20 protein-coding genes and 1 tRNA gene are annotated in these 21877 nt (G+C 68.7%); 10 read left to right on the forward strand and 11 right to left on the reverse strand.

Annotated features, from left to right (window positions below):
• Window positions 1–6: 6 nt before the first annotated feature.
• Window positions 7–1902, reverse strand: coding sequence for an acyl-CoA dehydrogenase (locus tag Q9R27_RS16050; RefSeq protein ID WP_311253411.1), 1896 nt, complete (start codon window positions 1900–1902; stop codon window positions 7–9).
• A gap of 159 nt (window positions 1903–2061) precedes the next feature.
• On the opposite strand from Q9R27_RS16050, the gene Q9R27_RS16055 reads away from it, so the two are divergent.
• Window positions 2062–2520 (forward strand): Rrf2 family transcriptional regulator, encoded by a 459-nt coding sequence (locus Q9R27_RS16055; RefSeq protein ID WP_311253412.1) that lies wholly within the window; start codon window positions 2062–2064, stop codon window positions 2518–2520.
• A gap of 44 nt (window positions 2521–2564) precedes the next feature.
• The gene (locus tag Q9R27_RS16060; protein WP_311253413.1) at window positions 2565–3011 is read left to right on the forward strand and encodes a nuclear transport factor 2 family protein; all 447 of its coding nucleotides are present in this window, start codon (window positions 2565–2567) and stop codon (window positions 3009–3011) included.
• Between the two features lie 10 nt (window positions 3012–3021).
• On the opposite strand, the gene Q9R27_RS16065 is transcribed toward Q9R27_RS16060, so the two are convergent.
• Together Q9R27_RS16065 and Q9R27_RS16070 are read right to left on the reverse strand one after the other, a co-directional pair.
• Window positions 3022–3660 (reverse strand): DUF2461 domain-containing protein, encoded by a 639-nt coding sequence (locus tag Q9R27_RS16065; RefSeq protein ID WP_311253414.1) that lies wholly within the window; start codon window positions 3658–3660, stop codon window positions 3022–3024.
• A gap of 45 nt (window positions 3661–3705) precedes the next feature.
• Window positions 3706–4617 carry a hypothetical protein gene (locus Q9R27_RS16070; protein ID WP_311253415.1) on the reverse strand — a complete coding sequence of 304 codons (912 nt, stop codon included), beginning with the start codon at window positions 4615–4617 and terminating at the stop codon, window positions 3706–3708.
• A 272-nt stretch (window positions 4618–4889) separates the two neighbouring features.
• On the opposite strand from Q9R27_RS16070, the gene Q9R27_RS16075 reads away from it, so the two are divergent.
• Together Q9R27_RS16075 and Q9R27_RS16080 are read left to right on the forward strand one after the other, a co-directional pair.
• Window positions 4890–5783, forward strand: coding sequence for a hypothetical protein (locus Q9R27_RS16075; RefSeq protein ID WP_311253416.1), 894 nt, complete (start codon window positions 4890–4892; stop codon window positions 5781–5783).
• Window positions 5784–5844: 61 nt separating this feature from the next.
• Window positions 5845–6288, forward strand: a complete 444-nt coding sequence (locus tag Q9R27_RS16080) for a VOC family protein (protein ID WP_311253417.1) — start codon at window positions 5845–5847, stop codon at window positions 6286–6288.
• A gap of 11 nt (window positions 6289–6299) precedes the next feature.
• Here the strand turns inward: Q9R27_RS16080 and Q9R27_RS16085 are convergent, their stop codons facing one another.
• The 3 genes from Q9R27_RS16085 to Q9R27_RS16095 form a co-directional block, all read right to left on the reverse strand.
• Complete coding sequence (locus tag Q9R27_RS16085) at window positions 6300–8198, reverse strand: LTA synthase family protein (protein ID WP_311253418.1); 1899 nt, start codon at window positions 8196–8198, stop codon at window positions 6300–6302.
• Window positions 8199–8285: 87 nt separating this feature from the next.
• Window positions 8286–8361 (reverse strand) — tRNA-Gly (locus tag Q9R27_RS16090).
• 42 nt (window positions 8362–8403) lie between these two features.
• Complete coding sequence (locus Q9R27_RS16095) at window positions 8404–9165, reverse strand: SGNH/GDSL hydrolase family protein (RefSeq protein WP_311253419.1); 762 nt, start codon at window positions 9163–9165, stop codon at window positions 8404–8406.
• A 90-nt stretch (window positions 9166–9255) separates the two neighbouring features.
• Here Q9R27_RS16095 and dcd point away from each other — a divergent pair, with 90 nt between their 5' ends.
• From dcd to Q9R27_RS16125, 6 genes are all read left to right on the forward strand, one after another.
• Window positions 9256–9831 carry a dCTP deaminase gene (gene dcd, locus Q9R27_RS16100; protein WP_311253420.1) on the forward strand — a complete coding sequence of 192 codons (576 nt, stop codon included), beginning with the start codon at window positions 9256–9258 and terminating at the stop codon, window positions 9829–9831.
• 100 nt (window positions 9832–9931) lie between these two features.
• On the forward strand, window positions 9932–10972 hold the full coding sequence (locus Q9R27_RS16105; RefSeq protein WP_311253421.1) for an iron-siderophore ABC transporter substrate-binding protein: 1041 nt from the start codon (window positions 9932–9934) through the stop codon (window positions 10970–10972).
• Window positions 10969–11991, forward strand: coding sequence for an iron ABC transporter permease (locus tag Q9R27_RS16110; protein WP_311253422.1), 1023 nt, complete (start codon window positions 10969–10971; stop codon window positions 11989–11991). Before Q9R27_RS16105 ends, Q9R27_RS16110 begins: the two co-directional genes overlap by 4 nt.
• Window positions 11991–13052 (forward strand): iron ABC transporter permease, encoded by a 1062-nt coding sequence (locus tag Q9R27_RS16115; protein WP_311253423.1) that lies wholly within the window; start codon window positions 11991–11993, stop codon window positions 13050–13052. Before Q9R27_RS16110 ends, Q9R27_RS16115 begins: the two co-directional genes overlap by 1 nt.
• A complete protein-coding gene (locus Q9R27_RS16120; protein WP_311253424.1) occupies window positions 13052–13927 on the forward strand; it encodes an ABC transporter ATP-binding protein in 876 nt (291 codons plus the stop codon). Before Q9R27_RS16115 ends, Q9R27_RS16120 begins: the two co-directional genes overlap by 1 nt.
• The gene (locus tag Q9R27_RS16125) at window positions 13924–14865 is read left to right on the forward strand and encodes a siderophore-interacting protein (protein WP_311253425.1); all 942 of its coding nucleotides are present in this window, start codon (window positions 13924–13926) and stop codon (window positions 14863–14865) included. Before Q9R27_RS16120 ends, Q9R27_RS16125 begins: the two co-directional genes overlap by 4 nt.
• Window positions 14866–14869: 4 nt before the next feature.
• On the opposite strand, the gene Q9R27_RS16130 is transcribed toward Q9R27_RS16125, so the two are convergent.
• The 5 genes from Q9R27_RS16130 to Q9R27_RS16150 all read right to left on the reverse strand — a co-directional run bounded on the left by Q9R27_RS16130 (window position 14870) and on the right by Q9R27_RS16150 (window position 21877).
• Window positions 14870–15349 (reverse strand): zeta toxin family protein, encoded by a 480-nt coding sequence (locus tag Q9R27_RS16130; protein WP_311253426.1) that lies wholly within the window; start codon window positions 15347–15349, stop codon window positions 14870–14872.
• A 120-nt stretch (window positions 15350–15469) separates the two neighbouring features.
• Complete coding sequence (locus Q9R27_RS16135) at window positions 15470–15826, reverse strand: TA system antitoxin ParD family protein (RefSeq protein WP_311253427.1); 357 nt, start codon at window positions 15824–15826, stop codon at window positions 15470–15472.
• 54 nt (window positions 15827–15880) lie between these two features.
• The gene (locus tag Q9R27_RS16140; RefSeq protein ID WP_311253428.1) at window positions 15881–17911 is read right to left on the reverse strand and encodes a CocE/NonD family hydrolase; all 2031 of its coding nucleotides are present in this window, start codon (window positions 17909–17911) and stop codon (window positions 15881–15883) included.
• 23 nt (window positions 17912–17934) lie between these two features.
• The gene (locus Q9R27_RS16145) at window positions 17935–18303 is read right to left on the reverse strand and encodes a hypothetical protein (protein ID WP_311253429.1); all 369 of its coding nucleotides are present in this window, start codon (window positions 18301–18303) and stop codon (window positions 17935–17937) included.
• Window positions 18304–18487: 184 nt separating this feature from the next.
• On the reverse strand, window positions 18488–21877 hold the full coding sequence (locus Q9R27_RS16150; protein WP_311253430.1) for a (Fe-S)-binding protein: 3390 nt from the start codon (window positions 21875–21877) through the stop codon (window positions 18488–18490).

The following is a 21877-nucleotide window of genomic DNA, read 5'->3' on the forward strand; positions in this document are numbered from 1 at the left end:
TCCGGATCAGAAGGCGTCCTCGTCGAGGTCCATCAGGGACAGGTCGACGTTCTCGGTCAGGAAGCGCTCGGCGCTCAGCTTCGGCAGGTTGTTCTGCGCGAAGAACTGGGCCGCAGCGACCTTGCCCTCGTAGAACGCACGGTCCTTCCCGGAGACGTCCCCGGCCAGCTTGCCCAGGGCGACCTCCGCGCCCTTGAGCAGCAGCCAGCCGCAGACCACGTCGCCCAGCGCCATCAGCAGGCGGCTGGTGTTCAGGCCGACCTTGTAGATGTTGCGGATGTCCCCGCCCTCCGCGGAGGCGTCGGCGGACATCAGGTCGTTGATCATCACGCCGACCATCGCGTTGGCGTCCTCGAGGGCCTTGGCGAGCAGCTCGCGCTCGACCTTGAGCCGACCATCTGCGTCACCCTCGGCGTTCTTGATGAAGCCCTCGATCTCGGCAGCCAGATGGCCCAGGGCGCGGCCCTGGTCCTTGACGATCTTGCGGAAGAAGAAGTCCTGGCCCTGGATCGCGGTGGTGCCCTCGTAGAGGGTGTCGATCTTGGCGTCGCGGACATACTGCTCGATCGGGTATTCCTGCAGGAAGCCGGAGCCGCCGAAGGTCTGCAGCGACTCGGTGCCCAGCAGCACCCAGGAGCGCTCCGAGCCGTAGCCCTTGACGATCGGCAGCAGCAGGTCGTTGACCGCGACGGCCAGCTTCGCCTCGTCGGTGTCTGTGGTGCCTTCGGCCTCGGCGATCATCACCTGGTCCTGCCACGCGGCGGTGTAGAGCACCAGCGCGCGCATGCCCTCGGCGAACGCCTTCTGGGTCATCAGCGAGCGGCGTACGTCGGGGTGGTGGGTGATGGTGACCCGCGGGGCGGTCTTGTCGGCGGCCTGCGTGAGGTCGGAGCCCTGGACCCGCTCCTTGGCATATTCCAGGGCGTTGAGATAGCCGGTCGACAAGGTCGCGATGGCCTTGGTGCCGACCATCATCCGGGCGTTCTCGATGACGTCGAACATCTGCGCGATGCCGTTGTGCACCTCGCCCAGCAGCCAGCCCTTGGCGGGCTCTCCGCCGCCGACCTGCGGGTCGCCGAAGGTCAGCTCGCAGGTGTTGGAGACCTTGATCCCCATCTTGTGCTCGACGTTCGTCACGTAGACGCCGTTGCGCTCGCCGGTCAACTCGCCGGTCTCGTGGTCGAAGTGGTGCTCGGGCATCCAGAAGAGGGAGAGGCCCTTGGTGCCCGGGCCGCCGGCGCCCTCGACACCCTCCGGACGAGCGAGGACCAGGTGCATCACGTTCTCGGTCATGTCGTTGGTGGCCGAGGTGATGAACCGCTTCACGCCGGTGATGTTCCAGGAGCCGTCCTCGTTGGGGACGGCCTTGGCCCGGCCGGCGCCCACGTCGGAGCCGGCGTCGGGCTCGGTCAGCACCATGGTGCAGCCCCACTCGCGCTCGACCATGAGCCGGGCGACCTTCTGGTCGCGCTCGTTGCCGTTGTTGTAGATGACACCGGCGAACGGGGCGCCCGCGGCGTACATGTGGATCGGCGCGTTGGAACCGAGCACCAGCTCGCCGATCGCCCAGTTCAGGGTGGCCGGGGCGGGGGTGCCGCCGAGCTCCTCGCGGATCTGGAGCCGCCAGTATTCAGCGTCCATCCAGGCGCGGTAGGACTTCTTGAACGACTCGGGCAGGGGTGCCGAGTGCGTGGCGGGGTCGAAGACCGGTGGGTTGCGGTCGCTGTCCACGAACGATGCCGCCAGGTCCTCGCGGGCGAGCCGGTCGACCTCCGCCAGGACGGATTTCGCGGTGTCGACGTCCACGTCGGCGAAGGGTCCCTGGCCCAGGATCTCGTCGCGGCCCAAGACCTCGAAGAGGTTGAACTCGATGTCGCGCAGGTTGCTCTTGTAGTGGCTCACAGATCCACCTTTTCCATGTGAGGGGAAACGGGGCGAGGTTGCTACTCGCTAGTAATATAAGTATGAATTGCATCGTCGGCGGATGCAAGACCGCGCGATGGCGAGGTTGGTCACCACGGGTGCCGCGGGGCGGGAGCAGGCATCTGCCAAGATGACTCCATGCGTGTCTCCGCCAAGTCCGACTATGCCTTGCGGGCCCTCATCGAGATGGCTGTCCGCGAGGACAGCACTCCGGTGAGTGCCGAGGAGCTGGGTCGGCTCCAGGAGATCCCGCACGGCTTCCTCCAGGCGATCCTCGCCGACCTGCGTCGCGCCGGCGTGGTTGTCTCCCAGCGGGGCCAGTCCGGGGGGTGGCGACTGGCCGGCAAGGCCGAGGAGATCAGCATCGCCGACGTGATCCGGGCCGTCGACGGTCCCCTGGTCTCGGTCTATGGGCTGCGCCCGGAGTCGGTCAGCTACAACGACCGGGCGGAGGTGCTGCAGCACGTGTGGATCGCGGCCCGGCACTCGCTGCGCGACGTCTTCGAGCAGGTCACCATCGCGCAGCTGGCCGCCAGTGACCTGCCGGACGTGGTGACCTCGCGGACCGCCGACGAGGACGCCTGGAAGTCCCACTGACAGGACACTAGAACACGTTTCAGTTCTGGGTTATCGTGACGGACATGATCGAGTCCGAGTTCATCACCTGGGAAGCGCCCGACGGCGACCATCCGGCACGCCGCGCCTCACAGCGCTCGTACGACGCGGTGTCACGGAAGGCGAAGGACGAATGGCTGGCGCTCTTCGCCGATGATGCCGTCCTGGCCGACCCGGTCGGGCCGTCGTTCTTCGACGAGACCGGTGAGGGCCACAAGGGCAAGGCGGCGATCGCGGGGTTCTGGGAGATGGCCATCGCGCCGGTCGAGCGCTTCCAGTTCACGATCCGCGACTCGTTCGCGAACGGGAACGCCTGCGCCAACATCGGCACCTTCTCCACCCGGATGGCCGATGGCACCCTGGCCGACACGGACCTGATCGCGGTCTACCGGATCAACGACGAGGGCCTGATCACCGCGATGAACGCGCACTGGGAGGTCGAGCGCACGATGGCCACCCTCCGCAAGGAGTGATGGCCGACGCTCACTCCAGCGTGTCGGTGCGCTGGGCGACCCATTCCACGACCGGGCGCAACTCGCGCCAGTCACGGCGTACGACGTCGAGGAACTCCGGCGTGTGGATCACCGGCGCGAACCCGTGGTCGCGGCGCAGCACCAGCGAACGGTGCCGGAGCAACTCGATTCGGGGATGGTCCACGTCATACCCGCGCGGCTTGGTCTTGAGCCGGTTGCCGCCCACCTCCCAGCCAGCCTTGCGGAGCCGGGCCAGGATCTTCTCCAGTTCGCGCCCGGTGCGCTCGTCGTCCATCGCGGCACGGACCGCGGCCAGTCGCTGTGCGGTGGCCTCGTAGAAGCCACCCCCGGTCCGTACGCCGCGGGCGGAGATCTCGACGTACCACCCGGTGGCCGGGGCGACGCCGACGAAGGCGCCCTGGTGGGTCTTGTACGGCGTCTTGTCCTTCGCGAACCGCACGTCGCGATAGGGCCGGAACACCTTCGCCGCACCGAACTCGTCGGCCAGCGCGTCGGTCAATGCCACCATCGGCGTCTTCACCGAAGCGGCATGGATGTGCTTGTTGGCTTCCCAGAACGACTTGGTGTTGTCGACCTCGAGGTCGTCATAGAAGTCGAGTGCTGCCTCGGGGAATCCGGCGAACTGCATGGGGCCATCGTCCCAGAGGTCGCAGCAGCGCTTGCGCGCGGCCGATCAGTTGCCGGTGGCGAGCGCCAGGGCTGCGTCGCAGAACTCTCGCGCGGGAGTTGCAAAGGTCTCGGCAGAGGTGGCGCCCGGGCCGTCATGAGTGGTCATGCAGGTGAAGGCGGTGCCGTCCTTCGACTCGGCGATGAAGTAGAACGAGGAGCCGAAGGTTTCACTGCCACCGCCGCCACCCCATGACCACGGGGCCAGGTCCGCCGCGGCCGACTGCGGGTGCTCGGCGAGATCCTCCTCGTAGTGGACAGGTGCCTCGCCCACTGTCAGTGACACGGACTCGGTGCTGAGGCTGCCGTCGGGCCGGTCATATCCAGGGCTCTGCCACCTGCACTCGACCGTATTGAGTCCCAGGTCCGTCCAGTCGCCCAGAGGCTGTTCGACGCCCAGAGACGCGAGCGACAGCGCCGCAAAGAGATCGCAACCAGGAACGTCGAACTCCACATAGCGGGGTGGTGTGGCACGGACCCGGGTGTCAGCCCGGGAAGCGCCGGCGGTCTGGGTGCAGGTGGAGGACTCGCCTTGGTGGCCGAACCGCCACGTGCCGTCCTCCATCGCGATCAGTTCGAGGTAGAGGTCCTCACTGGTGAAGAGCCGGTCGTAATCGGGGTCCGGTTGCGTGAACGTCACCTCCTGGATCGGCATGGGTGCTTCCGGGGCAGTGACGGCCGCCGTCCCATCCGTGATCTCGGCGATCACCTGTCCGTAGTCCTGGCACAGGAGCACCACGGCATCGTCCGACGGAGTGGTCACGGGGGCCGCGGTCGACGGATCTGCGTCGCGGACGGACGAACTTCCGGGGTCGGACGGCGAGTCACTGGCCTGGTGGGCCGGCTCGTCGCCGCACGCTGCCAGCGCAAGTGCGATCAGCGGCGTGAGTGCCATGGCCACGAGTCGGCGATGCTTCATGTTTCCTCCATCGGTCGGCGGCCGATCCGTCCGGCGCCCGTGCCCGATGATTGCCGGGAGTGATGGTGGATGCGTCGGGTTCGCGTTTCCCGGACAAACGTGGACACTCCTCGCGGCGGATGCGCGCGTCCGGAAACAGCCCGGACAAATCCCGGAATCGCCACCGCAGGCCGTGCTCAGTCAATAGAGTCGGCGCAGCAGGGTGTGGGCGAGGACGATCGGAGTGCGATGTGGTGGGGGTGAGTCCTCGTCCTCGGTGGGATCCGCTCATCATGCAGATGCAGGCACACCGCGACACGATGGCGGGGCCCTCCTATGGCGAGATCGCCGAGCGGATCCGCCGGGCCCGGATCGACCGGGGAGTCCCCGAGCATGCCGCGCGGATTGCCCGGTCGACCGTCTATGACGCCTTCCGGCTCGGCCGCGCCCGGGTGAACCTCGAGTTGATCGGGGAGATCGCGCAGGCGATGGGGATCGATGAGGTGCAGGTGCAGGCCTGGATCGAGGAGTGCGACACGCCGCGCGACCTGGCCGTGGACGCAGCGCCCGAGCCCGCGCCGGTCGAGGCTCCGGGGCGCGCGGCGGTTGCCGGTGTGATCGCGGGCTGCATCGCCCTCAACTTCCTGGGCCGGATCGTCGTGGACGCGACGTCGCTGCCGATCTATCTGGACATGGTCGGCACCTGCCTGGGAGCGATCGCGCTGGGCCCCTGGCGAGGCGCACTGGTCGGCGGATCGACCAATGTCATCGCCGTGGTCACCAGTGGCCTGGTCTCGCTGCCGTTCGCCGTGGTCAACATCGCCGGGGCCCTGGTCTGGGGGTACGGCGTACGCCGTTTCGGCCTGGGCAGGTCGCTGGCCCGCTTCTTCGCCCTCTGCCTCGCTGCCGCCGTGGCCTGCTCGGCGCTGGCCATCCCAGTGCTGCTGCTGGTCTTCGGGGGGTCGGTCGGCCAGGGCCAGGATGCGGTGACCAGGGCGCTGGTCGACCTGGGGCTCCCGCTCTGGTCGGGTGTGATGGGCAGCAACCTGCTCACTTCGGGGGTGGACAAGGTGATCAGTGGCTTCGTCGCCCTGGTCGGGGTCTCGTTGCTCCCCGTGGCGTTCCGGTCGCACGTGCCCTTGGTCACCGGAGCGGTTCCGGACCAGATTTCCTCTGCTGTTCGATGACTTTGTCGGTTCCGGGTGGTCGAATCATGGAGGAGCCGACAACCGATCTGGAGGAACCGACATGACCACCCGACTCACTCCCTACCTGACCTTCCGCGGCGAGGCCCGCGAGGCGCTCGACCACTACCAGTCCATCCTGGGCGGAACCGTCGAGGTGATGACCTACGCCGACATGGGCGGCATGGAGGAGATGGGCATCCCCGCTGATCGTGCCGGCTGGGTGATGCACGGCAGCCTCGACGTCTCCGAGGGCGTCTACCTGATGGCTTCCGATGATGCCCGTCCGGTGGAGGAGGAGATCCACAACGGCCAGGTCGCCCTGGCGGGCTGGGACGCGGCGGACCAACCGCGGATGCGGGAGGCGTTCGACCGCCTGGCCGCCGGCGGCGAGGTGTACATGCCCTTCGAGCAGGCGCCGTGGGGTGACTGGTTCGGGCAACTGCGCGACAAGTACGGCGTGACCTGGATGGTGGACGTCAATGGCGGGGGCGACGACGCGGCCTGAGCGCCGCGCAATCAGTTCGTCGGTCCCGAATCCGCGGCACCATCCGCGGTGAGTTCCGGCAGCAGGTCGTCGCGGTGGACGGAGTCACTGGCCTGGAGCCGCCACAGCGCGTCCTGGTATTCCAGACTGCACGCAGACGTGTCCAGTCGCTCGTGGCTGCGTCGGTCGAAGCAGGCGCCGTCCTCGAGCCCTCGGTCGGGCCCGGCCTGGAACACCCGTTCCTCACTGGTGAAGCTTCCCTGCGGCTGGTAGAAGCGCTTGACGACCAACTCCGGCCCCGCCACGATGCTCCGGCCGAAGAAGAAACCGCCGTCGAGGCCCAGAAGGTCCAACACGGTGGGCGCCACGCCGATCACCGAGGCGACGTCCTCCACCAGGCGCGGCTGCGCGGCGCCGGGCAGCCGGACCAGCAACGGCACGCGGCGGTCCTCCATCTGGTCGACATAGTCGGTGCCCTGCCGTCCCACGAACCGCGCCACGTCGGCATCGTCCCAGCCGGTCCCCCAGTGGTCCCCCCAGATCACGACTAGCGTGTCTTCCAGGAGGCCACGCTCATCGAGGTCGTCGAGGAAGAGACCCAACGAATGGTCCACATAGGCCTGGGCCTGGAGATAGTCCACGAAGGTCTCGCTCCACCCCGCCGAGGTGATCTCCAACTGCTTCAGGTGTTCGGGGACCTGGTAGGGGTGGTGCCCGGACAACGTGACGACGTGCGCGAACCACGGGGCAGGCATGGCCGCGATCTTCTCGGCCGTCTGGGTCAGGAACGACCCGTCGGAGAGCCCCATGCCGAAGCTCTCCGAGAGGTCGTAGTCGTCCTCGGAGCGGAACGCGTGGAACCCCAATGCCGGGTAGGCCTCGGCGCGGTTGTAGTAGGTCGGGTCGTAGCCGTGGAACGCCTCGGTCCGATATCCCTCAGCGGCGAGAGTCCGCGGGAGCGTCCCGGGGTAGTGGTTCTCCGCGCGCCCGATGAACGCGGAGCGGGCCTGATCGGGGTGCAGGGACGTCAGTGCCATCAACTCGGAGTCACTGGTGTTCCCCGGCCCGATCGGGGAGTAGGCATTGTTCGCATGGATCGACTCAGCGACCAAGCGGTTCAGGTTCGGGGTGACGGGCTGCCCGTCGATCTCCCGTCCGATCACGAACGACTGCATCGCCTCGAGCTGGATGGTGAGCACGTTGCTCCCGGAGGCAACCCCGGTCAGGCCGGTGGGCTTCGCCGTCGCCTGCCGGTCGTCGTGCCAACTGCGAAGCGTGCGGGGCTCCAGCGACTCCTGCTCGACGCCGGCCAGGGTGAGCGCGACGTCGTACAGGTGATAGGGCAACGGCGACGTCGAGCGGGCCAGCACTTGGTCGGCGTGCCGGTCCGCGAGTGCGTGGCCCGGCAACAGGGCGCCGATCAACGCCAGCGCCACGGCGGCGCCGACGGCGGCCAGCGCGGCCGCGCGAGTACTGCCCACCACTGGGACCGGCTCGGAGGTACGCCGGCCCGGGCGGTGTGCGGCCAGGACGGCCAGCACCACGACGTCCACGAAGAGGAGGACCACCTGTGGGCTGACCAGACTGGTCACGGTGTCGCGTACGCCGCCGAGTTGACCGGTCTGGGAGAGCATCGGGAGGGGCGGGATCGTGGAGAACCACCGGAAGAACAGCACGTCGCCCACCAGGATGAGCGAGGCGATCAGGTCGGCGACCATCAGGACCACCAGCCGGGCTCGGCCGCCCGCCGCCAGCGCGATGGCCGTCAGCAGCACGCCCGCCGACACGGCGGCGGGGAGTGCGCTCCACCACGTGGACGTCCCCACGGTCGCCCCGGCAACGATCAGGGACTTCACCGCGATCAGGAGAGCCACCGCCGGCTGGGCCCAGCCCACGATGCGGCGTGGGGGTGCAGGAGGCTCGGTGGGCATCAGCCGCAGAATCTGCCACGTGTTCACCCGGCGGACCACGATGTTCACCGAATTGACCCCTGTTCGGGGGTCAGCGGTGGGGGAGAGTGGAGCGGACGACGAGACTCGAACTCGCGACATCGACCTTGGGAAGGTCGCGCTCTACCAACTGAGCTACGTCCGCATGTCCTGCCGCCGCGTGCGCCGCAACGGGACGAGGGAGATGTTACTCGACCGGGGCCAGTTCCGGACGGCGAGGGCTGATCGTGTCGCCCGACGAGGTCCCGGTCAGCCTCCGGTGCACCCAGGGAAGGGCCTCGGTGCGCGCCCAGAGCAGGTTGTCGCGCACCGCCTGCTTGCGGGGCGCCGGCGGCTTCTCGGTGACCACGGGCCGGGCCAGGGTGTGCTCGACGCCGAGCCGTTCGAGCACCTCGATCGCCATCCGCTGGTGGCCGAGGCTGTTCATGTGCAGCCGGTCGTCGGCCCACAGCGCCCAGCCCTGGTATTCGCGCAGTCGCCAGAAGTCGATCAGCGTCGCCCCATGCTTCTCGGCGAGCTCACGGGCCAGCTCGTTGTAGATCGCGAACCGGCCGCGCAGCGGCGCGTACATCCTCGAGGCGCTCGGGTCGTGCGCAGTCCAGATCACCAGGTGAGCCCCGGCCGCTGCCAGCGCACCCAGCGCGGCGTCGTACCGTGCCATCAGGGCATCCAGGTCCACCGTGGGTCGGAGCATGTCGTTGCCGCCGGCATAGATGGTGACCAGGTCGGGGTGCATCGCGAGCGCCGGCTCGAGTTGCTCGGCCAGGATCGGGTCGAGCTTGCGGCCCCGGATGGCCAGGTTCGCATAGCCGAAGTCGTCGCTGTGCCGGGCGAGTTGCTCGGCGACCAGGTCGGCCCACCCGCGCAGCCCGTTCGGCCGGCTCGGGTCGGGGTCACCCACGCCCTCGGTGAAGGAGTCGCCGAGGGCCACGTAGCGCTGGAAGACCATGCGCTCCAATCTAGAGCCTGTCCAACTGTCACCATCGCAAAGGGCGGTGGAGCCGCCCATCCACAGGCACCGAGGCGGTAGGTTGTGGCCGTGCTGCTTTCAGACCGAGACATCCTGGCCGAGATCGACGCGAAGCGGATCGCGCTGGAGCCGTTCGCGCCCGAGATGGTCCAGCCCTCCAGCATCGACTTCCGCCTCGACCGCTTCTTCCGGGTCTTCGAGAACCACCGCTATCCGCACATCGACCCGGCGCAGGACCAGTCCGACCTGACCCGGATGGTGGAGACCGACGGCGACGAGCCGTTCATCCTGCACCCGGGCGAGTTCGTGCTGGGATCGACGTACGAAGTGGTCAGCCTCCCCGACGACATCGCGGCCCGGGTGGAGGGCAAGTCCTCCCTGGGGCGCCTCGGCCTGCTCACCCACGCCACTGCCGGCTTCGTCGACCCCGGATTCAGCGGCCACGTCACCTTGGAGCTGGCCAACGTGGCCACCCTGCCGATCAAGCTCTACCCGGGGATGAAGATCGGGCAGCTCTGCTTCTTCCGGCTCACCTCGCCGGCGCAGCACCCCTACGGCTCGGAGAAGTACGGCTCCCGCTACCAGGGCCAGCGTGGTCCGACGCCGTCCAAGTCCTACGCGAACTTCCACCGCACCCGGATCTGAGTCGCGTCGACATGTGTCGTACGTCGCACATGTCCGCAGTTGCGCGATAGCGGCCGAGTGAGGTTAGCCTAGCCTTCTCAACCCGAAGGAAAGGCTCTCCATGAAGCGTCCCCTCGCGATCATCGCCGCTGGCGCCGTCGCCGTCACCCTCGCCCTTGCCGGCTGTGGCACTGGCTCGTCCGAAGAGGCGAAGGACGTGCCCCGTGCCTTCACCGAGGTTGAGGAAGGCGCCTATCCGGTCACCATCGAGCACGCTTTCGGCGAGACCACCGTCACCGAGGAGCCCAAGCGGGTCGTCACCATCGGCTGGACGGACCAGGACAACGCCCTCTCCCTCGGTGTCATCCCGGTCGGCTCGACCAAGCTCACCTGGGGCGGCAACGACGCCGGCTCGTCCGACTGGTTCGACGCCGAGATCGCGCAGTATCTCGACAAGGGGTCCGAGGCCCCGGTCCGCTTCGACGACACCGACGGGGTGCCGACCACGGAGATCTCCAAGCTGGCGCCGGACCTGATCCTGGCCACCAACTCCGGGCTGACCCAGGAGGACTACGACGACCTGGTCAAGATCGCCCCCGTCGTCGCCTTCCCCGAGGCTCCGTGGGTGACGCCGTGGCAGAAGCAGATGGAGATGGTCTCGGCCGCCCTCGGCCGCCCCGAGCTCGGCAAGCAGGTCATTGCCGAGACCGAGAAGGCGATCCAGGAGGCGTCGGCCGCCCATCCGCAGCTCGAGGGCAAGTCCGTGATCTTCGGCTACCTGACCACCACCGACATGTCCACGATCGGGATCTATGCCCCACAGGATCCGCGGGTCTCGCTGATGCACGACTTCGGCCTGGTGGACGCGCCGATCGTCGCCCAGACGATCAAGGAGGGCGAGTTCTATGGCCAGCTCTCCGCCGAGCGGGCCACCGAGGTCGACTCCGACGTCTTCCTCACCTGGGCCGAGAACGCGGACGACCAGGAGACCTTCGCCGGGCACAACCTGCTCGGGCAGATCCCCGCGATCAAGGCGGGTCACTTCTATGCCGAGGCCGACAAGCACGTCTCGCTCGCCGTGACCAACCCGAGCCCGGTCTCGATCCCCTACATCATCGAGCACTTCGTGCCCGAGATCGCCAAGGCCATCGACGGCTCGTGACGCTGCTCGCTGACGCAACCGGCGCGACCCGGACCACGGGGCCGGGCCGCCGCACTGTCGCCGTCGCCGTGACCCTGGTCGCGGTGGCGGCGACAGCCTGCGTTGCGTCGGTGCTGATCGGCTCGGGGGGCCTGATGCCGTGGGCGGCGCTCAAGGCCGGCCACCCGATGCACGGCGTACTCGAGGCGCGCATCGAGCGGACCGTCCTTGCCCTCGTGGTCGGCGCGGCACTCGGCCTGGTCGGCGCATGCATGCAGGGCCTGACCCGCAACCCGCTCGCCGATCCGGGCATCCTCGGCCTCAATGCCGGGGCCTCCTTCGCGATGGTCATCGCGATCTCCTGGTTCGGCGTCTCCAGCCTCTCGTCGTACCTCTGGTTCGCCTTCGCCGGCGCCGCCGTGGCCGCCGTCCTCGTCCACGCGATTGCCGCCCTCGGCCGCGATGGCGCCACCCCGATGAAGCTCGCCATCGCCGGCGCTGCGCTGACCGCCGCGGTGACCAGCTGGACTTCCGGCGTCCTGCTCATCGACCGCAGCACCGTGGCGAGCTTCCGGCTCTGGCAGGTCGGCACGGTCGGTGGACGCGGCTTCGAGGTGCTGATGATCGGCCTGCCGTTCCTGGCCGTCGGCGCGATCCTCGCCCTGGCCAGTGCCCGGCTGCTCAACACGCTCGCCCTCGGCGACGACCTGGCCCGCGGGCTGGGGCGCCGTACCGGGGTGGACCGGGCCGTGCTCGGTGTTGCGATCGTGCTGCTCTGCGGCAGCGCCACCGCGCTGGCCGGGCCGATCGCGTTCGCCGGCCTGATCGTGCCGCACGCGGTCCGCGCCCTGGTCGGCTCGGACTACACCCGGGTGCTGCCGTTCAGCGCGGTCGTCGGTGCAGTCCTGCTCGTGGTGGCCGACACCCTGGGCCGGATCGTGCTGCCGCCGACCGAGATCCAGGTCGGCATCATGACGGCCGTGGTCGGGGTGCCGTTCTTCCTCCACCTGATCCGCCGCGGCCGGATGGCGGGTCTGTGATGGCGACGATCCTCGAGCACCCGGCCAGCCCCCCGGAGGTCGACACCCGGCCCGTCCGTGCTGCCCGGCGCGGACCGGCACGGCGTACGACGTACGTCGTCGTCGGCCTGTCGGCGCTGCTCCTGTTCGCCTTCGCGGCGCGGGTGCTGCTCGGCGACTTCACCTACACCGTCAGCGACTTCTTCCGGATCCTCTTCGGCGACGAACTCGCCTCCGTGCCCGGTGCGCGCTACATCCTGATGGAGGAGAAGCTCCCGCGCGCGGTGCTCGCCGTCCTGGTCGGGGTCTCCTTCGGCCTCGGCGGTGCGATCTTCCAGACCACGCTGCGCAACCCCCTGGCCAGCCCGGACATCATCGGCGTCTCCTTCGGCGCCAGCGCATGCGCCGTCATCGCGATCGTCGTCGTCGGCCTGTCCGACAGCTGGGTCGCGCTCAGTGCCGTCGGCGGCGCGATCGTGGTCTCGGTCATCGTCCGCCTCGTCGCTGGCCAGGACAACGGCTATCGCCTGGTCCTGGTCGGAATCGGCCTGGCTGCGGCGCTGCAGTCGGTGGTGCAGTACGTCTTCACCCGCGCCGACGAATACGACATGCAGAAGGTGCTGCTCTGGCTGGTCGGCAGCGTCAGCCGCGCCAACTGGGAGATGATCCGGGTCATCGCGCTGGTGCTGGTGGTCCTGGTGCCGCTCACCGCCTGGCTCGCCAGTTCGCTGCGAATAACCGAACTCGGCAGCGACACTGCTGCTGGCCTCGGGGTGCCGGCGATCCGCGGCGACCTGCTGCTCCTGCTCGCCGTGGTGCTGGTCGCCGTCGGCGTTGCCGGCGCCGGCCCGGTCGCGTTCGTCTCGTTCCTGGCCGGCCCGATCGCCCGGGCGCTGAACCGCGGACGTACGACGTTGCTCGGTGCCGCCCTGGTCGGCGCGGTGATTGTGCTGGCTGCCGACTACGTCGCCGACTACCTGATCCTCGACATCAACTTCCCCGTCGGTGTCGTCACCGGTGCCTTCGGGGCACCGTTCCTGCTGTGGCTGCTGGCCACTGGTCGCACCGGAAGGAGGGCCTGATGGCTGCACCTGCCATGGAGCCCCTGATCGCGCCCGCTTTGGGCTCTGCCCGACTCGTCGCCGAGGAGGTCAGCCTCGGCTATGGCGAGGAGACCATCGTCCGTGACCTGTCGGTGCGGATCCCGGACCACAAGGTGAGCGTCATCGTCGGGGCCAACGGTTGCGGCAAGTCCACGCTGCTGCGGGGGATGGCGCGCCTGCTGCGCCCCACCTCGGGCGCGGTCACCCTGGACGGCACCGCAATCCACCGCACCTCCACCCGTGAGGTGGCGCGCACCCTGGGCCTGCTGCCGCAGGCGCCGATCTGCCCCGAGGGGGTCAGCGTCGTCGACCTGGTCGGCCGCGGCCGCCACCCGCACCAGGGCATGTTCCGCCGCTGGAGCGCAGAGGACGAGACCGCAGTGGCCGAGGCTCTCGAGGCGACCAACACCACGGCGCTCGCGGACCGGATCGTTGACGAACTCTCCGGTGGCCAGCGGCAGCGGGTCTGGATCGCGATGGCCCTGGCCCAGGGCACTGACCTGCTCCTGCTGGACGAGCCGACGACGTACCTCGACGTCGCGCACCAGGTGGAGATGCTGGACCTGCTCGCCGACCTGAACACCAAGCGGGGCACCACCATCGTGATGGTGCTGCACGACCTCAATCTCTCTGCCCGGTACGCCGATCACCTGGTCGCCATGCGCGAAGGACAGGTGCTGGCCGAAGGGACACCCTCCGAGGTGGTCACCGAGGAGAACGTCCGCGCCATCTTCGGCCTGGAGAGCCGGGTTGTCGACGACCCGGTCTCGCACACCCCCCTCGTGGTGCCCGTCGGTCGCCACCGGGCCGCCCCCACCACCGCGCCAATCCCCGAGAACGGAGCCACCCCATGACCACCACGCATGACCTGCCGATGATCCTCACCGCGCTCGAGGCGGTTGCCGTCGAACGGGTGAGCCCGTCCTTCGTGCGGGTCACCTTCGCCAGTCCTGACCTTGCCGACCTGGGCGTAGACGGTAAGTTCTATGACCAGCGGATCAAGCTGGTCTTCCCCAATGATGCCGGCGAATTGCCCTCCTTCGAAGGTGCCGACGAGTCGTGGTTCGCGACCTGGATGGACATCCCGGCCTCCGAGCGGGGCCACATGCGCACCTATACGATCCGCGAGGTGATCGGCGAGGGTGTCGAGACGAAGATCGTCGTCGACTTCGTGCTGCACGTCGCCGAGGGCGCCACCGGTCCAGGGTCGGACTGGGCGGCCGCAGCCCAGCCGGGCGACCGCGTGGTCACCCTGGCGCCGCGGCGCGGCGTCTTCTTCGGGGGCATCGAGTTCGCCCCCGGCGCCGCCCGCAACCTGCTCCTGGTCGGTGACGAGACCGCCGTGCCGGCAGTTGCCTCGATCCTGACCGACCTGCCGAAGGGCGCCGTGGGTACGGCGTTCCTGGAGGTGCCCGTCTCGGCCGACGTCCAGGAACTGGAAGGCCCGGATGGTGTCGAGGTGGTCTGGTTGCCGCGCAACGGCCAGGCCCACGGCGTACCCACGATCGTCAAGGTGCGCGAGCACTTCGGCCTGGCCCCGACCGTGGAACTGGCACCCGAGGAGGCCATCGACCCGGACCTGTGGGAGACGCCGACCTATTCGTCGTCCGGCGAGGAGATCAGCGAGACCACGGTGGTGGGCCACGACCTGGCCGGCCTCTATGCCTGGATCGCCGGAGAGTCGCGCGTGGTCACCACCCTGCGCCGCGCCCTGGTCAAGGAGCTCGAGGTGGACCGCCGCCAGGTCTGCTTCATGGGTTACTGGCGCGAGGGTGTCGCGATGCGCTCCTGAGTGCTCAGTCGTGGCGCAGCAGGGGCTCCGGGGTCCACGCCGGCCAGGTTGGCGCACCGATCAACCGACCGCGCTCATAGGCGGCGACCCGTCGGAAGGGCGCCGAGGCGCTGGAGTTGTCGTAGACCGTCGTTCGATCGGCCATGGTGCGGGCCTGGGCAACCAGGCCCCAGAGACGGGCGTATCGCTTGCGGATCTTCTCCTCCGGGACATCGTGGCCGCCCTGATCGACGCGGAAGGCCACCCGGCGTACCGGTAGGACCGGCGGCACCAGGATGACGTGCAGGTGCACGAGATAGCCCAGGGCAGTCGCGGAGGCGACGAGGTCCACCTTGCTGGGGTGGCTGAACACGGTCTCGGTGATGAAGGAGCGGCGCTTCAGCATCAAGTCCTGGCGCTCTTCGGCGGCGGCCCGGGAGGCGTCGTAGGCGTGTTCCAGTTCTTGCCCGGGCCACCGTTGCGTGGCGATGAGGGCTGCGTTCACGAACGGCAGGCTGGTGCTCGGCTGGAGCACCTCCAGCACAAAGGTTGACCTGCCCGCGCCGTCCGGCCCTGCGAGCAGGTGCAGGACGGGTGTCCCCATCGTCGCGTGACTCTGTGCGGCTCAGTCGGTGGAGGTCTCGAGGACGACCAGCGCGCCGTCTTCGTCCGCCTCCGCATAGGAAACGCCCTCTTCGCGGAACCTCTCAGCGAGGTCGAGCGTGTCGATGCGTTCTGCGATGCGCTCGTCCCAGGTGGCGCGAACGATGGCCTGTTCCCGCTCCTGGAGGGCGTCGTACCTTCCCTGGCCAGACAGGACGGCCTCGACATCACGGTGGCTGACGTTGGCTGATGCTTCGAATTCGCGACCGATGCGCGCCCAGTGATCGATCTGCTGCGCCGCGCTGCGAGAGTTCACCGAGCCGCTGGACTTCGCGGCGGCGAAGAGATCACCGTCGATCCGGGTGGGCATCGTGCTCATGTATGCAACGTAGCAAATCGCTACAGCGAGGCGCTGGGTTCGAACGCGGGTGGACTACCGCTTGCTGCCGAGTGAGGCTAGGAGTTGGTTCAGCATCTCCTGCAGGGCATCGGGCTGCTTGGCCGGCTTCGGTTGCTGGGTGGCCGGGGCCCGCTTCGGGTTGGCCTTGGCCGCCGGCAGCGTCGGCAGGGTCACCAGTGACGGGTGCTCGGCAGTGTTGTGGATCGTCATCACCGTCGCGGTGGTGGCGAGCAGGTCGCCGAGCGGGCTGAGAAGGTGCGGGATGTCGAAGCCCTGGACCGCGATCCGCAACTTGTGCCCGGGCTGGATCCGGGCGCCGGTCGGGAAGACCTCGACGTCCACCGGTGCGATCTCGCCCTTGCCCAGCGGCCGCTTCGACTCGCGGGTGAAGGGGTGGAACGGCTGGATCAGATGCCCGTCGAGGTAGCGCGACCTCGACTCATCGAGTTCGCGGAAGGAGATCACCTGCCACCCTCCGGTCAGGCGACTCACCGTGCCGTCGGGGGCGACGTCCTCCACGGCGACCGAAAGCATCCCGTCGCCGCTGGTGCTGGAGACGTGGAGGCGGACGTTGATCGGCCCCTGGAATGCCAGCGCCTCGGTCATCGGGGCGGTCTCGAAGGCGAGGCCGCTGAGGTCGTTGAGGGCGTTGTTCTCCAGGCATGCGGTGAGGAGCCCGGTCTGCTGCGGCAGCCCTGCGGTCCACTGGTTCATCGACCTGGTGCACAGGCCCGAGACGGGCAGCGGGAGCAGGGACGAGGTGCCGGCCTGCACGGCACCGGTGGTCAGGCCGCCAGCCTTGCCGCCCATGCTGGAGGTGCCTGCGAGCCGGTACGACGTCGCGCTCAGGTGGTCGCCGATCCACTGGTCGCTGGTGCGCCACGCGCCGCTGCCCTGCTCGTAATAGGTCAGGGGGGCGATGTCGGTGTCCAGTGCCGGGTCGGGCATTCCCTTGACGTAGTGGTCGAACCAGCGCAACTGCAGCTCGGCCAGGGTGCCCTCACCTGCGTCGGCGACGAGGTCACCAGCGGAGCCCTGCAGGTGGTCCCACGGCCCGAAGATCATCTTCGTCGGTACGCCGCGCTGTTGCAGGTTCTCGAAGAGCAGCGGCGTACCGCGCTGGAACAGGTCGTGTTCGCCGCCGATGAAGAAGGTGGGCACCGTGACCCGGTCGATCACGTTGATCACGCTGCGCTCGTCGTAGAAGTCGCCGTCCACGGACGGGTCCCCGCCCAACAGGGCCTGGAGCATCAGCGGGACGGTGAAGTTGAGGGCGCCGCCGACGTGGGAGAGCAGGACGCTGATCCCGGCGCGGGGATCGCTGGCGGTGACGGCCGGCGGAATGATGCCGGTGGCGGTGACCAGGCCCATCCACAGCGGGATGAAGCCGACATCGATCTGGCCACCGGAGGCGACCACGTCCCGGTAGACGTCGGCACCCGGGACCTGCGGGAAGAGTGCCTTCAGCCCGGGCGGCTGGGCGGAGGCTGCCCAGAGTTGGCTGATCCCCATGTAGGAGGGGCCGGTCATCGCCGTGCTGCCGGTGGACCAGGGCTGCTCATGGGCCCACGTCATGATCTCGCCGGCGTCCTGGTTCTCCCGGGCCGCGAACGCCTCCCAGGTGCCTTCCGAGCTGCCTGTGCCGCGGGCGTCGACCGTCACGTGGATGTAGCCACGCTTGACCAGGTAGCCGGGGTTGCCGCCGGCGAGCCCACCGGCGTACGCCTGGAACGACTTGTTGTAGGCGGTGATCGTGACGACGACCGGGAACTTCTTCTCGATCCGCTTGCCGTTGCTGTCGGCCGGGAAGTTCACGTCGCCGCGGAGCACGGTGCCGTCCGACATCTCGATGGGGACATCGGTGACCAGGGTGGTCTTCGGGTAGTCCTCACCGCGTGCGGTCCAGCCGGAGTCCTTGGCCGTGATCTGAACGCCGGTGGTGGCGCTGCCGGCGGGCGCCGCGCTGGCGCTGGCACCCACGGCCGGGACCAGAGTCGCGGTGGCTACCAGGGCGAGGCCTGCCAGTGCGGAGGCGAGGGTGGACGTCGTACGACGGATGCGCATGGATGGTCCCTCGCCGCGGCCGGTCAGAGGCCGGCGCGGCGGTCGGTGGCCTCGAAGCTGAGGGCCCCGGGCAGTTGCACCTGTTCCCGGAGGCTGCCCAGGAGGTCGAGGACCTGGTTGGTGCTGAGCTGGTCGCCGACCGGTGCCACGCCGGTGAGGCGGGCCAGGGCCAGGTCGTCCGGGAGACGGATGCCGACGTCGAAGCGGTAGGTGCCGTCGTTCTGGTCGGCGTCCAGGACGGTGCCGGAGTGGTAGTCGCCGGAGATCGAGTCCCACAGCACCACGCGCTCACCCTCGGCAAGGGGTGCGTCCAGGGCGAGGTCGGCCGCGTGGAGCAGGACCGACCGGGAGCGACGGGTGAATTCGCTCAACTCGATGGCGATCAGTTCCATGTCTGGCCCTTCCTGGCGGTCACGCAGTGGCTGCGCGGGATGCTCGTTCGAAGGTGTCAACGACCTGCGGCCGACAACGTCACGCACCAGACGTAACAGCGCATATGAACCGTTTCGGCCCCGGATCGCGGTGATCCGGGGCCGAATGGGTGCATCTGCGCGATTGCGCTGCGCGGGCGGGTTATCAGAGGTCGAAGAGCGAGCTCGCCTCGTTGATGTTCGCCTGCTTGGGAGTGTTCGCCTCGCCCGACGGCTTCGGCGCGGGCTCTTCGGCGGGTGCCTCCGGCTCGGCCGCTTCCACCGTCGCCGCAGGCTCCGCTTCGGCGGCCGGCGCGTTGGTCGACTCCTCCTGGGTCGTGGACGCGCTCACCTCGGCGTCGGGGGACGCTTCGGTCGCGGCCTGGGAGAGCTCTGCGCCCGAGAGCGGTGCGCTCGCGGCCTCGGCAGGCTCCTCGGCGGCCGCCTCCTCGGCAGGTGCTTCCTCGGCCTTGGGCTCCTCAGCAGGTGCCTCCTCGGCAGCAGGCGCCTCGGCAGCCTTGGCGACCGTCGTGGGCTCGGGCGCCGCGATGTCGAAGAGCGAGCCGCCGCTGCTCAGGTCCACGTCGGTGCGCGGCGCGGTGGCGCTGCCGCTCGCCTTCGGCGCCTCGGCAGCGGGTGCTTCCTCGGCAGGCGCCGGCTCTTCAGCAGGTGCTTCCTCGGTCTGGGGCTCCTCAGCGGGCTCCTCAGCAGCGGGTGCCTCCCCGGCAGCAGGCGCCGGCGCTTCGGCCTTGGCTGCGGGTGCTTCCGGCTCGGGTGCCGCGATGTCGAAGAGCGAGCCGCCGCTGTTCAGGTCGACGTCGGTCTGCGGGGTGGTCGCGCTGCCGCTCGCCTTCGGTGCCTCAGTAGCAGGTGCCTCCTCGACAGCAGGTGCAGCCGCTTCGGCCTTGGCCGCGGGTGCTTCCGGCTCGCTTGCCGGGATGTCGAAGAGCGAACCGCTCCCGCCCAGGTCGGCCTTCGGCTCGTCTGCGGGCTTCGGCTCGGCCTTGGCGGCCGGCGCGGGCTCTTCGCTCGCGGGGATATCGAAGAGCGAACCGCCCGACGCAGCAGCCGGCTCCTCCTTGGCGGGAGCCGCCTTCTCCTCGGCAGGGGCGTCGCCGAGGTCGAAGAGCGAGCCACCGGAGGCAGCCGCAGGCTTCTCCTCGGCAGGAGCCGATTCCTCCACGTCGAAGAGCGAGCCGCCCGACGATGCGGGCTTCTCCTCGGCGGGTGCGGACTCCTCCACGTCGAAGAGCGACGATCCTCCCGCCGCGGGCTTGGCGCTGGGTGCCTCGGCGGCTTCGTCCGCCTCCGGTGCGGCCTTGGCAGCCGGCTCAGCCTTGGCAGCCGCCTTCTTCGCCGCCGGCTTGGGGGCCTTGGTGGCGGACTCGCCCTTCACCGAGGCCAGCAGCATCTGGGCCACGTCGAGGACCTCGACCTCTTCTCGGGCACCGCCGTTGGCCTGCTCCGCGGTGAGGCCGTCGGCGAGCATCACCCGGCAGAAGGGGCAGCCCACGGCGATCTGGTCAGCACCGGTGGCCACGGCCTCCTTGGTTCGGTTGATGTTGATCCGCTCACCGATCGTCTCCTCCATCCACATCCGGGCGCCACCGGCACCACAGCAGAAGGACTTCTCGGAGTTGCGCGGCATCTCCTTGACCTCGGCGCCGGGCAGGATCTGCAGCAGTTCACGCGGCGGCGAGTAGACCTGGTTGTGCCGACCCAGGTAGCACGGGTCGTGGTAGGTGATGGACCGCTTCGCAGCGCCCGCGCCTTCCTTGATCGGCGTGAGCTTGCCCTCGCGGACCAGGCGGTTCAGCAGCTGGGTGTGGTGCACGACCTCCAGCTCGATGCCGAACTCCTTGTATTCGTTCTTCAGGGTGTTGAAGCAGTGCGCACAGGTTGAGACGACCTTCTTGACCTTGAACTCCTTGAAGGTCTCGACGTTCTGCTGGGCCAGGCCCTGGAAGACGAACTCGTTGCCGGCACGCCGGGCCGGGTCGCCGGTGCAGGTCTCGCCATTGCCGAGCACACCGAAGCTGACACCGGCCATGTCGAGCAGTTCGGCCACGGCGCGGGTGGTCTTCTTGGCGCGGTCCTCGTAGGCGCCGGCGCAGCCGACCCAGAAGAGCCAGTCGACCGACTCCAGGTCTTCCAGGTCCTTGCCGACCTCCTTCACATCGAACGGCAGGTCCTTGGCCCAGTCCATCCGCGCAGAGGCGGACATGTTCCACGGGTTGCCCTTGTTCTCCAGGCCCTTGAAGAGACCGTTCAGCTCGGCGGGGAAGTTGGACTCGACCAGCACCTGGTAGCGGCGCATGTCGACGATGTGGTCCACGTGCTCGATGTCGACCGGGCACTGCTGGACACAGGCGCCACACGAGGTGCAGCTCCAGAGCACGTCCTCGTCGATGACGAAGTCGCCGCCCTCGGGGTTGTAGAACCAGTCCAGGACCTCGGGGCCACCGCCGTCGCTGTCGTGGTCGGTCTTGCCGATCAGCGACTTCTCCGAGAGCGGCTCGCCCTCGGCCCGCTCACCGGCGGCGCCGGCGGTCGCATAGGCGTGCTCGCGCAGCCCCATCATCAGCAGCTTCGGCGACAGCGGCTTCTCGGTGTTCCAGGCAGGGCACTGCGACTGGCAACGACCACACTCGGTGCAGGTGGTGAAGTCGAGGATGCCCTTCCAGGAGAAGTCCTCGATCGCGCCGACGCCGAGCTTGGAGTCCTCGTCCAGGTCGTCGATGTCGTCCAGGGTGATCGGCTTGCCACCCGAGACCAGCGGCTTCAGGTTGCCCAGCGCCGTACGGCCGGACGACTCGCGCTTGAACCAGATGTTGAACCAGGCGGTGAACCGGTGCCAGGCCACACCCATGGTCAGGTTGGAGGAGATCACGATCAGCCACGCCATCGCGGAGACGATCTTCAGCATCGCGATGAAGTAGATGATGCTCTCGAGCGAGCTGGGCGAGTCGGGGTAGAGGCCGCTCAGCAGGTGGCTGACCGGGAAGTGCGAGGCCTCGGCACCCTCGATGTACTTGTACTCCGCGGCGCGGATGAAGATGATCGCCGAGCTCTCGAAGAAGACCATCGCCTCGACGAAGTAGGCCTGCCACATGGTGGAGCCGAAGAAGCGGCTGCGGCGACCGTTGGACGCGGGCCGCTTCATGATCCGGTAGACGATCAGCGGCAGGATGGCCAGGGCGCCGAGCAGGCCGATCAGTTCACTGACCCACTCATAGACGATCCAGTGGCCGATCAGCGGCCAGGCGAAGTCGGCCTTGAAGAGCTGGAAGAAGGCCTGCGCGACGGCGGTGGAGAGGATCAGGAACGCGGCGAAGGCGAACCAGTGCAGGATGCCGACCCAGGTCCACTGCAGCATCCGGGTGTGGACGAAGGTTTCCTTGAGCATGGTCAGCGTGCGGGCGACCGGCTTGTCGGTGCGACCCACGGCCGGCTGGCCGATCCGGATCACTCCGAGCATCTGCCGCACGGCGCGCGCGGTCATGGCGATCGCGACCACCGAGACGGCCAGCGACACCACAATGGCGAAGATCTGCAT

It is taken from the genome of Nocardioides sp. AE5 (assembly GCF_031844485.1).
Taxonomy (GTDB): Bacteria; Actinomycetota; Actinomycetes; order Propionibacteriales; family Nocardioidaceae; genus Nocardioides.

Bases quoted from the DNA above. Each gene is read 5' to 3' on its own strand.
- Q9R27_RS16120 (WP_311253424.1), top strand. From the start codon at position 13,052: ATGGCTGCACCTGCCATGGAGCCCCTGATCGCGCCCGCTTTGGGCTCT.
- Q9R27_RS16105 (WP_311253421.1), top strand. From the start codon at position 9,932: ATGAAGCGTCCCCTCGCGATCATCGCCGCTGGCGCCGTCGCCGTCACC.
- Q9R27_RS16075 (WP_311253416.1), top strand. From the start codon at position 4,890: ATGCAGATGCAGGCACACCGCGACACGATGGCGGGGCCCTCCTATGGC.
- Q9R27_RS16135 (WP_311253427.1), bottom strand. From the start codon at position 15,826: ATGAGCACGATGCCCACCCGGATCGACGGTGATCTCTTCGCCGCCGCG.
- Q9R27_RS16080 (WP_311253417.1), top strand. From the start codon at position 5,845: ATGACCACCCGACTCACTCCCTACCTGACCTTCCGCGGCGAGGCCCGC.
- Q9R27_RS16115 (WP_311253423.1), top strand. From the start codon at position 11,991: ATGGCGACGATCCTCGAGCACCCGGCCAGCCCCCCGGAGGTCGACACC.
- Q9R27_RS16140 (WP_311253428.1), bottom strand. From the start codon at position 17,911: ATGCGCATCCGTCGTACGACGTCCACCCTCGCCTCCGCACTGGCAGGC.
- Q9R27_RS16125 (WP_311253425.1), top strand. From the start codon at position 13,924: ATGACCACCACGCATGACCTGCCGATGATCCTCACCGCGCTCGAGGCG.
- Q9R27_RS16055 (WP_311253412.1), top strand. From the start codon at position 2,062: ATGCGTGTCTCCGCCAAGTCCGACTATGCCTTGCGGGCCCTCATCGAG.
- Q9R27_RS16070 (WP_311253415.1), bottom strand. From the start codon at position 4,617: ATGAAGCATCGCCGACTCGTGGCCATGGCACTCACGCCGCTGATCGCA.
- Q9R27_RS16150 (WP_311253430.1), bottom strand. From the start codon at position 21,877: ATGCAGATCTTCGCCATTGTGGTGTCGCTGGCCGTCTCGGTGGTCGCG.
- Q9R27_RS16065 (WP_311253414.1), bottom strand. From the start codon at position 3,660: ATGCAGTTCGCCGGATTCCCCGAGGCAGCACTCGACTTCTATGACGAC.
- Q9R27_RS16060 (WP_311253413.1), top strand. From the start codon at position 2,565: ATGATCGAGTCCGAGTTCATCACCTGGGAAGCGCCCGACGGCGACCAT.
- Q9R27_RS16145 (WP_311253429.1), bottom strand. From the start codon at position 18,303: ATGGAACTGATCGCCATCGAGTTGAGCGAATTCACCCGTCGCTCCCGG.
- Q9R27_RS16095 (WP_311253419.1), bottom strand. From the start codon at position 9,165: ATGGTCTTCCAGCGCTACGTGGCCCTCGGCGACTCCTTCACCGAGGGC.
- Q9R27_RS16085 (WP_311253418.1), bottom strand. From the start codon at position 8,198: ATGCCCACCGAGCCTCCTGCACCCCCACGCCGCATCGTGGGCTGGGCC.